Origin of the sequence: Propionicimonas sp. T2.31MG-18, assembly GCF_964266745.1 — a bacterium.
GTDB lineage: Bacteria > Actinomycetota > Actinomycetes > Propionibacteriales > Propionibacteriaceae > Propionicimonas.
The window spans coordinates 115,034-126,068 of the sequence record NZ_CAXWGX010000012.1 but is presented as its reverse complement, the minus strand read 5'-3'; the positions used below and the strand labels follow the sequence as shown (position 1 = coordinate 126,068).

The 11,035-nt window shown below is 68.6% G+C and carries 22 protein-coding genes; 1 reads left to right on the top strand and 21 read right to left on the bottom strand.

Annotated features, from left to right (window positions below; all coding sequences use genetic code 11):
* Window positions 1-202: 202 nt before the first annotated feature.
* The 21 genes from rplO to rpsJ form a co-directional block, all read right to left on the bottom strand.
* Window positions 203-643: a 50S ribosomal protein L15 gene (rplO, locus tag ACFQQJ_RS05500; protein WP_377104908.1), complete on the bottom strand. Its 441-nt coding sequence runs from the start codon at window positions 641-643 to the stop codon at window positions 203-205.
* A gap of 1 nt (window position 644) precedes the next feature.
* Window positions 645-827 (bottom strand): 50S ribosomal protein L30, encoded by a 183-nt coding sequence (gene rpmD / locus ACFQQJ_RS05495; protein ID WP_377104906.1) that lies wholly within the window; start codon window positions 825-827, stop codon window positions 645-647.
* The gene (gene rpsE / locus ACFQQJ_RS05490) at window positions 827-1,447 is read right to left on the bottom strand and encodes a 30S ribosomal protein S5 (protein WP_377104904.1); all 621 of its coding nucleotides are present in this window, start codon (window positions 1,445-1,447) and stop codon (window positions 827-829) included. The genes rpmD and rpsE overlap by 1 nt, the downstream gene beginning before the upstream one ends.
* A 22-nt stretch (window positions 1,448-1,469) precedes the next feature.
* Window positions 1,470-1,847 carry a 50S ribosomal protein L18 gene (gene rplR, locus ACFQQJ_RS05485; protein WP_377104902.1) on the bottom strand — a complete coding sequence of 126 codons (378 nt, stop codon included), beginning with the start codon at window positions 1,845-1,847 and terminating at the stop codon, window positions 1,470-1,472.
* Entirely contained in the window at window positions 1,847-2,389 is a 543-nt protein-coding gene (gene rplF / locus ACFQQJ_RS05480; protein WP_377104900.1) for a 50S ribosomal protein L6, read from the bottom strand. The genes rplR and rplF overlap by 1 nt, the downstream gene beginning before the upstream one ends.
* A gap of 18 nt (window positions 2,390-2,407) precedes the next feature.
* Entirely contained in the window at window positions 2,408-2,815 is a 408-nt protein-coding gene (gene rpsH, locus ACFQQJ_RS05475; protein ID WP_377104898.1) for a 30S ribosomal protein S8, read from the bottom strand.
* A gap of 82 nt (window positions 2,816-2,897) precedes the next feature.
* Window positions 2,898-3,083 (bottom strand): type Z 30S ribosomal protein S14, encoded by a 186-nt coding sequence (locus tag ACFQQJ_RS05470; protein WP_377104896.1) that lies wholly within the window; start codon window positions 3,081-3,083, stop codon window positions 2,898-2,900.
* Window positions 3,084-3,091: 8 nt separating this feature from the next.
* Window positions 3,092-3,721, bottom strand: coding sequence for a 50S ribosomal protein L5 (rplE, locus tag ACFQQJ_RS05465; RefSeq protein WP_377104894.1), 630 nt, complete (start codon window positions 3,719-3,721; stop codon window positions 3,092-3,094).
* Window positions 3,721-4,098, bottom strand: a complete 378-nt coding sequence (gene rplX / locus ACFQQJ_RS05460) for a 50S ribosomal protein L24 (RefSeq protein WP_377104892.1) — start codon at window positions 4,096-4,098, stop codon at window positions 3,721-3,723. Before rplX ends, rplE begins: the two co-directional genes overlap by 1 nt.
* A gap of 2 nt (window positions 4,099-4,100) precedes the next feature.
* A complete protein-coding gene (gene rplN / locus ACFQQJ_RS05455; protein WP_020488551.1) occupies window positions 4,101-4,469 on the bottom strand; it encodes a 50S ribosomal protein L14 in 369 nt (122 codons plus the stop codon).
* Window positions 4,470-4,485: 16 nt separating this feature from the next.
* Complete coding sequence (gene rpsQ / locus ACFQQJ_RS05450; protein WP_377104889.1) at window positions 4,486-4,758, bottom strand: 30S ribosomal protein S17; 273 nt, start codon at window positions 4,756-4,758, stop codon at window positions 4,486-4,488.
* A gap of 5 nt (window positions 4,759-4,763) precedes the next feature.
* Entirely contained in the window at window positions 4,764-4,994 is a 231-nt protein-coding gene (gene rpmC, locus ACFQQJ_RS05445) for a 50S ribosomal protein L29 (RefSeq protein ID WP_377104887.1), read from the bottom strand.
* Entirely contained in the window at window positions 4,994-5,413 is a 420-nt protein-coding gene (gene rplP / locus ACFQQJ_RS05440) for a 50S ribosomal protein L16 (protein ID WP_377104884.1), read from the bottom strand. Before rplP ends, rpmC begins: the two co-directional genes overlap by 1 nt.
* A gap of 2 nt (window positions 5,414-5,415) precedes the next feature.
* Window positions 5,416-6,234 carry a 30S ribosomal protein S3 gene (gene rpsC / locus ACFQQJ_RS05435; RefSeq protein ID WP_377104883.1) on the bottom strand — a complete coding sequence of 273 codons (819 nt, stop codon included), beginning with the start codon at window positions 6,232-6,234 and terminating at the stop codon, window positions 5,416-5,418.
* Between the two features lie 2 nt (window positions 6,235-6,236).
* Complete coding sequence (rplV, locus tag ACFQQJ_RS05430; RefSeq protein WP_377104881.1) at window positions 6,237-6,635, bottom strand: 50S ribosomal protein L22; 399 nt, start codon at window positions 6,633-6,635, stop codon at window positions 6,237-6,239.
* Between the two features lie 26 nt (window positions 6,636-6,661).
* A complete protein-coding gene (gene rpsS, locus ACFQQJ_RS05425) occupies window positions 6,662-6,943 on the bottom strand; it encodes a 30S ribosomal protein S19 (RefSeq protein ID WP_377104879.1) in 282 nt (93 codons plus the stop codon).
* 20 nt (window positions 6,944-6,963) lie between these two features.
* Window positions 6,964-7,800, bottom strand: coding sequence for a 50S ribosomal protein L2 (rplB, locus tag ACFQQJ_RS05420; RefSeq protein WP_377104877.1), 837 nt, complete (start codon window positions 7,798-7,800; stop codon window positions 6,964-6,966).
* Between the two features lie 27 nt (window positions 7,801-7,827).
* Window positions 7,828-8,136, bottom strand: coding sequence for a 50S ribosomal protein L23 (gene rplW, locus ACFQQJ_RS05415; protein ID WP_377104875.1), 309 nt, complete (start codon window positions 8,134-8,136; stop codon window positions 7,828-7,830).
* The gene (gene rplD / locus ACFQQJ_RS05410; protein ID WP_377104873.1) at window positions 8,133-8,804 is read right to left on the bottom strand and encodes a 50S ribosomal protein L4; all 672 of its coding nucleotides are present in this window, start codon (window positions 8,802-8,804) and stop codon (window positions 8,133-8,135) included. The genes rplW and rplD overlap by 4 nt, the downstream gene beginning before the upstream one ends.
* On the bottom strand, window positions 8,801-9,457 hold the full coding sequence (rplC, locus tag ACFQQJ_RS05405; RefSeq protein ID WP_377104871.1) for a 50S ribosomal protein L3: 657 nt from the start codon (window positions 9,455-9,457) through the stop codon (window positions 8,801-8,803). The genes rplD and rplC overlap by 4 nt, the downstream gene beginning before the upstream one ends.
* 11 nt (window positions 9,458-9,468) lie before the next feature.
* Window positions 9,469-9,780, bottom strand: a complete 312-nt coding sequence (gene rpsJ, locus ACFQQJ_RS05400) for a 30S ribosomal protein S10 (RefSeq protein ID WP_020488540.1) — start codon at window positions 9,778-9,780, stop codon at window positions 9,469-9,471.
* A gap of 261 nt (window positions 9,781-10,041) precedes the next feature.
* Between rpsJ and ACFQQJ_RS05395 the strand changes: the two genes are divergently transcribed.
* Window positions 10,042-11,031 carry a DMT family transporter gene (locus tag ACFQQJ_RS05395; RefSeq protein WP_377104868.1) on the top strand — a complete coding sequence of 330 codons (990 nt, stop codon included), beginning with the start codon at window positions 10,042-10,044 and terminating at the stop codon, window positions 11,029-11,031.
* The last annotated feature ends 4 nt before the right edge of the window (window positions 11,032-11,035 follow it).

The window sequence follows — 11,035 nt, the reverse complement described above, 5'->3', positions numbered from 1 at the left end:
GCGGGACGCAGGAAAGCGCGCCGCGGGCGTGATCGTGGAACACCTCGACCCATGATCGAGGGCCAGCCTTGACGCCGAGGGCTCGCCCCCCGGTGCTGGCCCTCGGCCATAAGGCTGGCCCTCGGCACAGGCGGGAGTCCGGCAACCCGGGAACGCAGAAGGCCCCCGGCAACTGCCGGGGGCCTTCGTTGACTGCGGTCGATCAGAGCTCGGTGGCGGTACCGCCGGCCTTCTCGATCTTCGCCTTGGCGGACGCGGAGAACGCGTGCGCGCTGACCTGCACGGCGACGGTGATCTCACCGTTGCCGAGCACCTTGACGAGCTGGCCGTCGCGGACGGCGCCCTTGGCCACGAGGTCGGCCGGGGTCACCGCACCGCCCTCGGGGAACAGCTCGGCGAGCCGGGCCACGTTGACGACCTGGTACTCGACGCGGAACGGGTTGGAGAAGCCACGGAGCTTCGGGAGCCGCATGTGCAGCGGCATCTGCCCGCCCTCGAAGTTCTCCGGCGTGTTCTTCCGCGCGCCGGTGCCCTTGGTGCCGCGGCCGGCGGTCTTGCCCTTGGAGCCCTCACCGCGACCCACGCGGGTCTTGGCGGTCTTGGCTCCCGGAGCCGGACGCAGGTGGTGGACCTTCAGTGCCATATCACTCGACCTCCTCGACGGAGACGAGGTGCGGGATCGTCTTGACCATGCCCACGAGCTCGGGCCGGTCCTCGATCACCACCACGTCGCCGATGCGCTTCAGACCCAGCGAGCGCAGGGTGTCGCGCTGGTTCTGCTTCCCACTGATCCCGGACTTCACCTGGGTGACCTTGAGTCGTGCCATCAGTGACGTCCCTCCTCACGGGCCCGAAGGATGGCGGCCGGGGTCACATCGGCCACCGGGAGACCGCGGCGCTTGGCCACCGCCTCCGGCTCCTCCAGGCTCTGCAGCGCAGCCACGGTGGCGTGCACCACGTTGATCGCGTTGTCCGAGCCGAGCGACTTGGCGAGCACGTCGTGCACGCCGGCGCACTCGAGCACCGCCCGGGCCGAGCCACCGGCGATGACGCCGGTACCCGGCGACGCCGGACGGAGCATCACGACACCGGCAGCCTTCTCGCCCTGCACGGGGTGGGGAATCGTTCCCTGCACCCGCGGCACGCGGAAGAAGTGCTTCTTGGCCTCCTCGACACCCTTGGCGATCGCCGCGGGCACCTCCTTGGCCTTGCCGTAGCCGACACCCACGGTGCCCTCGCCATCGCCCACCACGACCAGCGCGGTGAAGCTGAAGCGGCGACCGCCCTGGACGACCTTGGCGACGCGGTTGATCGCGACGACACGCTCCAGGTACTGGCTCTTTTCCTTCTCGGCGGCTGCATCGCGGCCACGACGGTCTTCACGGCCGCCGCGACGCTGCTCACCACCGGTACCTGCACCGCCACCGCGGCGCTGGGTTCCATTCATCGCTTGCTTACCTTTCGATCCGTCAGAATCCGAGACCGGCCTCGCGGGCGCTGTCAGCCAGCGCCGCGATCCGTCCGTGGTACTTGTTGCCCGCACGGTCGAAGACGACGTTCTCGACGCCCGCCTTCTTCGCGCGCTCGGCCACGAGCTTGCCGACGGCCTTGGCCTTCGCCGACTTGTCGCCGGAATCGGCACGCAGCTCCAGCGAGGACGCCGACGCCAGCGTGGAGCCGGTCGTGTCGTCGATCACCTGGGCGGCGATGTGCCGGCTGGACCGGAACACCACCAGGCGCGGACGCTCGGGCGAGCCGGCGATCTTCTTGCGAGCGCGGGCCTGACGGCGCAGCCGCGCCGCCTGGCGGTCGGCCATGCCCTTGTTCACCGACAGTGAGATAGCCATTACTTTCCAGCCTTTCCAACCTTGCGGCGAACCCGCTCACCGGCGTAGCGCACGCCCTTGCCCTTGTACGGCTCGGGCTTGCGGATCTTGCGGATGTTGGCGGCAACCTCGCCCACAGCCTGCTTGTCGATCCCGTAGACGGTGAACTTGGTGTTGCTCTCCACCGAGAACGTGATGCCCTCGGGGGCGTTGACGACCACCGGGTGCGAGAAGCCGAGGTTGAACTCCAGCTGCTCGGGGCTCTTGAAGATCACCCGGTAGCCGACGCCCACGATCTCGAGCTTCTTCTCGTAGCCCGCCGTCACGCCGGTGACCATGTTGGCCACGAGGGTGCGGGTCAGGCCGTGCAGGGAACGGCTCTCTCGCTCGTCGTCCGGACGGGTCACCTCGAGCTCGCCGGCATCGTTGCGGCCGACCTTGATCGGCTCGCGGACGACGTGCTGGAGAGAGCCCTTCGGGCCCTTCACCGACACCGTCTGCCCGTCGAGGGTGACGTCGACTCCGGCCGGGATGGCGATCGGAAGCCTGCCAATGCGTGACATCTGTTCAGCTCCTTTCGCTCACCAGACGTAGGCGAGGACTTCCCCGCCGACGCTTCGAGAGTTGGCCTCCTTGTCGGTCAGCAGACCTTGGGAGGTGGAAATGATGGCGATCCCCATGCCGCCCAGCACCTTGGGCAGGCCGGTGGACTTCGCGTAGACCCGCAGGCCCGGCTTGGAGATCCGGCGCACCCCGGCGATGGACCGCTCGCGGTTCGTGCCGTACTTGAGGGTGAGCTTGAGGGTCTTGCCGACCTCGCCGGCCGCCGGCTCGAGCACCTCGTACCCGGCGATGTAGCCCTGCTTGGTGAGGATCTCGGCGATACCGGCCTTGATCTTGCTGTGCGGCATGGACGCCGACTCGTGGTACGCCTGGTTGGCGTTCCGCAGCCGGGTCAGCATGTCCGCGATCGGATCGGTCATGGTCATGACGTGTGGTGCCTCTTTCTCGCCACGGTTTCCACCAGCGGGTGGACCTTCAGCGGGTTGATGGAAGGTAGGTGGTGATCGCTCACCAGGACGACTTGGTCACACCGGGCAGTTCACCCTTGTGGGCGAGCTCCCGGACACAGATCCGGCACAGGCCGAACTTGCGGAACACGGCCTTGGGCCGGCCGCAGCGGTTGCAGCGGGTGTAGGCGCGGACGGCGAACTTCGGCTTGCGAGCCTGCTTCACCTTCAGGGCGGTCTTGGCCATGGTTCAGTTCACCTCTTCTTCTTGCCCGTGAACGCCGGGCCCTTCTTCTTGACGACCTTGGCGACCTCGTCGGCCGGAGCCTTGAACGGGAAGCCGAGCGCCTTCAGCAGGGCGCGACCCTCGTCATCGTTGGTGGCGGTGGTCACGAACGTGATGTCCATGCCACGCAGCTTGTCGATGCGGTCCTGGTCGATCTCGTGGAACATGACCTGCTCGGTGAGACCGAAGGTGTAGTTGCCCTTGCCGTCGAACTGCCGGCCCGACAGGCCGCGGAAGTCGCGGATGCGGGGCAGGGCGAGGGTGAGCAGCCGGTCGGCGAACTCCCACATCCGGTCGCCACGAAGCGTGACGTGGCAGCCGATCGGCATGCCCTCGCGCAGCTTGAACTGAGCGATGGACTTGCGGGCCTTGGTCACGGTCGGCTTCTGGCCGGTGATCGCGGTGAGGTCGCGCACGGCGGCGTCGATCACCTTCGAGTCACGAGCGGCCTCGCCGACACCCATGTTCACCACGATCTTGGTCAGACCGGGGATCTGCATGACGTTGTCGTAGCCGAACTCGGAGTGGAGCGCCGGCGCGATCTCGGAGCGGTACTTCTCCTTGAGCCGCGGCAGGGTCTTGGTCGCGGTCGCGGCCATCAGATTTCCTTCCCGGTCTTGCGGGCGACCCGGACGCTGCGCTCGGCGGTGTACTCGGTCCCGTCGGGGCGGCGCTTGGTCACCTCCTGGCGTTCGTAGCCGACGCGGGTCACCACGTCCTTGCCGTCCACCTTGACCACCAGCTGCACGTTGGACGCGTCGATGGGGGCCTCGGTGGTGATGATCCCGGCGGCGTTGTTCTGCCGGGTCTGGTTGTTCTGGGTCTCGCGCTTGTGCTTCTTGACCAGGTTCACGCCCTGGACGACCACCCGGCCGGCCTTCGGGTCGACGGAGATGATCTCCCCGATGCGGCCCTTGTCCTTCCCGGCGATGACCTTGACGCGGTCACCCTTCTTCACGTGGAGCGAATTCGCCATGCTCACAACACCTCCGGCGCGAGCGAGATGATTCGCATGTACTTCTTCTCGCGCAGCTCACGGCCGACCGGACCGAAGATGCGGGTGCCGCGGGGCTCCCCGTCGTTCTTCAGGATCACGGCGGCGTTCTCGTCGAACTTGATGTAGGAACCGTCGGGACGACGGGTCTCCTTCACCGTACGGACGACGACCGCCTTCACGACCTCGCCCTTCTTCACGTTGCCACCGGGGATGGCGTCCTTGACCGTGGCGACGATGCGGTCGCCGAGGCCGGCGTAGCGACGCTTGGAGCCACCCAGCACGCGGATGCAAAGGAGTTCCTTGGCACCGGTGTTGTCGGCGACCTTCAGTCGCGTCTCCTGCTGGATCATCTGCAATCTCTCCTGGTCACTTGGCCTTTTCGAGGATCTCGACCAGACGCCACCGCTTGGTCGCGGAGCTCGGTCGGGTCTCCATCACCCGGACGCGGTCGCCGACGCCGGCCTCGTTGGCCTCGTCGTGCGCCTTGAGGCGCTCGGACTTCGTCATGACCTTGCCGTACAGCGGGTGCTTGACCCGCTGCTCGACGGCCACGACCACGGTCTTGTCCATCTTGTCGGACACGACGATGCCCTCGCGCACCTTGCGGGCGCCGCTGCGGACGTTCTCGTTATCGCTCATCCTGCTCACTTGTCCTCATCCGGGTCGGGCACGATGCCGAGGTTGCGCTCCTGGATCACCGTGTAGATGCGGGCGATGTCCTTGCGGGCCTCGCGCAGCCGTCCGTGGGACTCGAGCTGGCCGGTCGCTGCGGCGAAGCGGAGCCCGAACAGCTCCTCCTTCAGCTCGACCACCTTGGCGTTGAGCTCCTCGCGGGACAGCCCGCGCAGCTCGTTGGCCGTCACAGTCTTGGCCATCAGATGTCACCTGCTTCCCGCTTGATGAAGCGAGCCTTGAACGGCAGCTTGTGGATGGCCAGGCGCATGGCCTCGCGGGCCACGTCCTCGCCGACGCCGGACAGCTCGAAGAGCACGCGACCGGGCTTGATGTTCGCGATCCACCACTCGGGGGAACCCTTGCCGGAACCCATGCGGGTCTCGGCCGGCTTCTTGGTGAGCGGACGGTCGGGGTAGACGTTGATCCACACCTTGCCGCCACGCTTGATGTGGCGGGTCATGGCGATACGGGCGCTCTCGATCTGACGGTTGGTCAGGTACGAGGACTCCAGGGCCTGGATGCCGTAGTCACCGAAGGCGAGCTTCGTACCACCCTTGGCAGCACCCGACCGGTTCGGGTGGTGCTGCTTGCGGTGCTTGACGCGACGGGGAATCAACATGATCAGGCTCCTGCGGTCTCAACGGCCTCGGGCGCGGCAGCACCCTCGGCGACACCTTCGGCGCGACGGCGTCCGCCACGCTCGGGACGATCACCGCGGCCGGCACCGGCGCCATCGCGACGGGGGCCACGGGCCGGACGACGCTGGCCGCCGGCGGCCTGGCGGGCCGCCTTCTGCGCGGCACGCTCGGCGCGGTTGCCGGAGACGTCGCCCTTGTAGATCCAGACCTTCACGCCGATCCGGCCGAAGGTCGTGCGGGCCTCGTAGAAGCCGTAGTCGATGTCCGCGCGCAGGGTGTGCAGCGGCACGCGGCCCTCGCGGTAGAACTCCGAACGGCTCATCTCGGCGCCGCCAAGACGGCCGGAGCACTGGATCCGGATGCCGAGCGCACCGGCCCGCATCGCGCTCTGCTGCGCCTTGCGCATCGCGCGGCGGAAGGCCACGCGGGCGCCGAGCTGCTCGGCGATGCCCTGGGCGACGAGCTGCGCATCGGTCTCGGGGTTCTTCACCTCGAGGATGTTCAGCTGCACCTGCTTGCCGGTGAGCTTCTCCAGCTCGGCGCGGACACGCTCGGCCTCGGCACCGTTACGGCCGATGACGATGCCCGGACGCGCGGCGTACAGGAAGATCGTCACCCGCTCGCTGCGGCGCTCGATCTCCACGCTGGAGATGCCGGCCCGCTCGAGGGTCTTGGCCAGGTAGCGGCGGATCTTGACGTCCTCGGCCACCAGGTCGGAGTAGTTCTTGTCCGCGTACCAACGGGTCTTGTGGTCCGTGGTGATCCCGAGGCGGAAGCCATGGGGGTTGATCTTCTGGCCCATGCTCAGGCTCCCTTCTCGCTCTTGGGTTCGACGACGACGGTGATGTGGCTGGCGCGCTTCAGGATCCGGCTGGCCGAACCCTTCGCCCGCGGGCGGATGCGACGCAGGGTCATGCCCTCGTCCACGAACGCCTGGGAGACGAACAGCTCGTCCGCGCGAAGGCCCTCGGTGTTCTCCGCGTTGGCGGTCGCGCTCGCGACCACCTTGTAGACCGGCTCGGAAGCAGCCTGCGGGGCGAACTTGAGCACGTTCAGCGCATCGGTGACGGGAAGGCCGCGGACCAGGTCGACGACACGGCGAACCTTCATCGGGCTCATCCGGACGTGACGCGCGATCGCGTACGAGCCAGGCCGATCCCCGAGCAGGGCCGCGCGACGGCTGGGTCGCTCTTTGTTGCTCACTTGAATCAGTTCCTCTTCTCGCTGCCTCAGCGGCGGCGCGACTTCTTGTCTTCCTTGATGTGCCCGCGGTAGGTGCGGGTGGGGGCGAACTCGCCCAGCTTGTGGCCGATCATCGACTCGGTCACGAACACCGGCACGTGCTTGCGGCCGTCGTGCACGGCGATCGTGTGCCCGATCATGTCGGGGGTGATCATCGAGCGCCGGGACCAGGTCTTGATGACCTGCTTGGTGCCCTTCTCGTTCTGGGCGTCGACCTTCTTGACCAGGTGGTCATCGACGAAGGGGCCCTTCTTCAGGCTGCGTGGCATTGGTTACCTCACTCGTCCAATCAGCGCTTCTTGCCGGACTTCCGGCGACGGATGATCAGGCGAGAACTCGCCTTGTTCTTGTCCCGGGTGCGGCCCTCGGGCTTGCCCCACGGGCTCACCGGGTGACGGCCACCGGAGGTCTTGCCCTCGCCACCACCGTGCGGGTGGTCGATCGGGTTCATCGCCACACCGCGGACGGTCGGGCGGATGCCCTTCCAGCGGTTGCGGCCGGCCTTGCCCCAGTTGATGTTCGACTGCTCGGCGTTGCCGACCTCGCCGACCGTGGCGCGGCAGCGCACGTCGACGAGCCGCATCTCACCGGACGGGAGCCGCAGCGTGGCCATCTTTCCCTCACGGGCGACCAGCTGGATCTTGGCCCCGGCCGACCGGCCGAGCTTGGCCCCGCCGCCGGGACGCATCTCCACCGCGTGCACCGTGGTGCCGACGGGGATGTTGCGCAGCGGGAGGTTGTTGCCCGGCTTGATGTCGGCGGCCTCGCCGGCCTCGACCGTCGCACCCTGGGCCAAGCCGTTGGGGGCGATGATGTAGCGCTTCTCGCCGTCCGCGTAGTGCAGCAGCGCGATCCGCGCGGTGCGGTTCGGGTCGTACTCGATGTGCGCGACCTTCGCCGGGACGCCGTCCTTGTCGTAGCGACGGAAGTCGATGATGCGGTAGGCCTGCTTGTGGCCGCCGCCGATGTGGCGGGTGGTGATCCGGCCGGAGTTGTTCCGGCCGCCCGTCTTCGGCTTCGGCGCGAGCAGGGACTTCTCCGGCGTGGAGCGAGTCAGTTCGACGAAGTCGGCCACGCTCGAGCCGCGGCGGCCCGGGGTGGTCGGCTTGTACTTACGGATACCCATGAGTTCGTTGTCCTATCTCGGCTCAGCTCAGGCCAGGGGCCCGGAGAAGATGTCGATGCGCTGGCCCTCGGCGACACTCACCACGGCCCGCTTGGTGTCGGGGCGCTTGCCCCAGCCGGCGCGGGTGCGCTTGCGCTTGCCCTGCCGGTTGCTGGTGTTCACGCCGGTCACCTTGACGCCGAACACCTTCTCGACCGCGATCTTGATCTCGGTCTTGTTGGCGTCCGGGGAGACCAGGAACGTGTACTTGTTCTCGTCCAGGAGGCCGTAGCTCTTCTCGCTGACCACGGGGGCCAGCAGGACGTCGCGGTGGTCGCGGATCTTCAGCTCGCTCACTTGGCGGCCTCCTCGGTCTCGGTCGCCACGACGGTGACGGCACCCTTCACGGGGCCGGCAACGAAGGTGGCCAGGGCTGCGGTGGTGAAGACCACGTCGTCGCTGACCAGCACGTCGTAGGCGTTCAGCTGGTCGACGGCCAGCGCGTGCACGGTCGGCACGTTGCGCAGGCTCAGCCACGCCACGTCCTCCTCGCGGTCGAGGACGACCAGCAGCTTGGTGCTGCCGACCTCTGCGAGGGCCTTCAGCGCGGCCTTGGTGGACGGGGTCTCGCCGGTCACGATGCTCTCGACAACGTGGACGCGGCCGTCGCGGGCCCGGTCGGACAGCGCACCGCGCAGGGCGGCGGCGATCATCTTCTTGGGCGTCCGCTGGCTGTAGTCGCGCGGCTGCGGGCCGTGCACGACGCCGCCACCGGTCCACTGGGGGGCGCGACGCGAACCCTGGCGGGCGCGGCCGGTGCCCTTCTGGCGCCACGGCTTGGCGCCACCGCCGGAGACCTGGCCCCGGGTCTTGGTGGCGTGCGTGCCCTGGCGGGCGGCGGCCTGCTGGGCCACCACGACCTGGTGGATCAGCGGGACGTTGGTCTGGACGTCGAACAGCTCGGCGGGCAGTTCAGCGGTCGCGGCCTTGCTGCCCAGGACCTTGACGGTCTTGGCCTCGCTCATGCCTGGACTCCCTTCTTGGCCGCCGTGCGCAGCACGACGAGGGCGCCCTTGGGACCGGGCACGGAGCCCTTCACCAGGATCAGCCCACGCTCGGCGTCGACGGCGTGGATGGTCAGGTTCTGCACGGTCACCTTCTCGACACCCATCCGGCCGGCCATCCGGGTGCCCTTGAACACGTGGCCCGGGGTGGCGCAGGCGCCGATGGAACCCGGGGACCGGTGCTTGCGGTGCACACCGTGGCTGGCGCGCAGGCCGTGGAAGCCGTGGCGCTTCATGACGCCCGCGGTGCCCTTGCCCTTGGTGACGCCGGTGACGTCGACCACCTCGGCCTCGGCGAACACCTCAGCGGTGAGCTCCTGGCCGAGGGTGTAGGTGCTGGCGTCGCCGGTGCGCAGCTCGACGAGGTGCTTGCGGGGGGTGACCCCGGCCCTCTCGAAGTGCCCGGCCGCCGGCTTGGTGACGTTCTTCGCCTTCACCGCGCCGAAGCCCAGCTGCACGGCGGAGTAGCCGTCGTTGTCCGGCGTGCGGACCTGCGTGACCACGCAGGGGCCCGCCTGGATGACGGTCACGGGGACGACCTTGTTGTCGGCGTCCCACACCTGGGTCATGCCGAGCTTCGTGCCCAGCAGTCCCTTCACGTTCTTGTCGCTCATCTCGCCTGGCCTCACGGAAGCTTGATCTCGATGTCGACACCGGCCGGAAGGTCGAGTCGCATGAGCGAGTCGACGGTCTTCGGCGTCGGGTCGAGGATGTCGATGAGCCGCTTGTGGGTGCGCATCTCGAAGTGCTCGCGGCTGTCCTTGTACTTGTGCGGAGAACGGATCACGCAGAACACGTTCTTCTCGGTCGGCAGGGGCACGGGGCCCGCGACCTTGGCGCCGGTACGGGTCACGGTGTCGACGATCTTCTTCGCCGAGCTGTCGATGACCTCGTGGTCGTAAGCCCGGAGTCGGATCCGGATCTTCTGTCCCGCCACTGGTTCGTCCTTCTTCTCGTCTTTCCCCCTCCGGCTGCATCTACCGATGGAGGTGTCTCTCCGACCCCCGGGGTCGGGCGTGTCGGGCCGTCTCTGGGCCGCACATGACCGATCTTTGAAGGGTCGTGGTAGGGCCCGGCACACGAGCGCCAGACTTGCCGGGAGGCCGCCAGTGCAGGCGTCCTCGTCGGAGCAACCTGTCGATTCTTTCATGCTGGGCGCTGCCTTGCCAAATCTGCGGACTCGGGCAGCATTGCGCGGGTGACCAGCTCCTCGCACGGCCTCGCGGCGCCCGTTCAGCCTAGCCGCATCGGGCTGGGGGTGCTGCTCGGGCTGGGGGCCTCACTGGCCTTCGCGACCTCCGGCGCGTTCGCGCGTCCCCTGCTCGACGCCGGATGGACGCCGGGTGGCGCCGTGTTCTGGCGGGTGGTCGGCGCGGCGGTGCTGATGCTCCCGATCGGGCTGTGGGTGATGCGGGGACGTCTGCGCGAGGTCGTCGCCGAGTGGCGGACGATCACCGCCTTCGGCGCCCTCGCCGTCGCCACGGCCCAGCTGATGTACTTCGCCGCCGTCGACCGGGTGAGCGTGGGCGTGGCGCTGCTGCTGGAGTACATGGCTCCCGTGGCGCTCGTGCTGCTGGCCTGGGTGCGCCAGCGGCACGCTCCGTCCCGCCTCGTGCTGGCCGGGACGCTGACCAGTGTGCTCGGCCTGTTCTGCGTCCTCGACCTGGCCGGGGCGAGCCTCGACCCGCTCGGCGTCCTGTTCGGGTTCCTGGCGATGTTCGGCGCGGCAGCCTACTTCGTGCTCGGCGCGCGGCCGACGAGGCTGCACCCGCTGGCACTGCCCGCGTTCGGGCTGCCCGTCGGGGCCGCGGTGCTCGGCATCGCCGTGCTCACCGGCGTCCTGCCGTACGCCGCTCCGCTGGTGGACGTGTCGCTGATGGGCGCGAGCGTGCCCTGGTGGGTTCCGCTGGCCGTGGTGGTGCTGTGCGCGACGGCGCTGGCGTACGGGCTGGGCGTGGCCGGCATCGCCCTGATGGGCGAGCGCCTGTCGTCGTTCGTGAGCCTGTCGGAGGTGCTGTTCGCGTCGCTGCTGGCCGCGATCGTGCTGGGCGAGCTGCCCACCGGGCTCCAACTCGCCGGCGGGGGGCTGATCATCACCGGGGTCGTGCTGATCCGGGCGGCGAGCGGCCGGGCACCGGCGGGGCTGCCGACCTTCGTCGACGAGCTCGAGGCCGCCGAGAGCGACTGAGGGC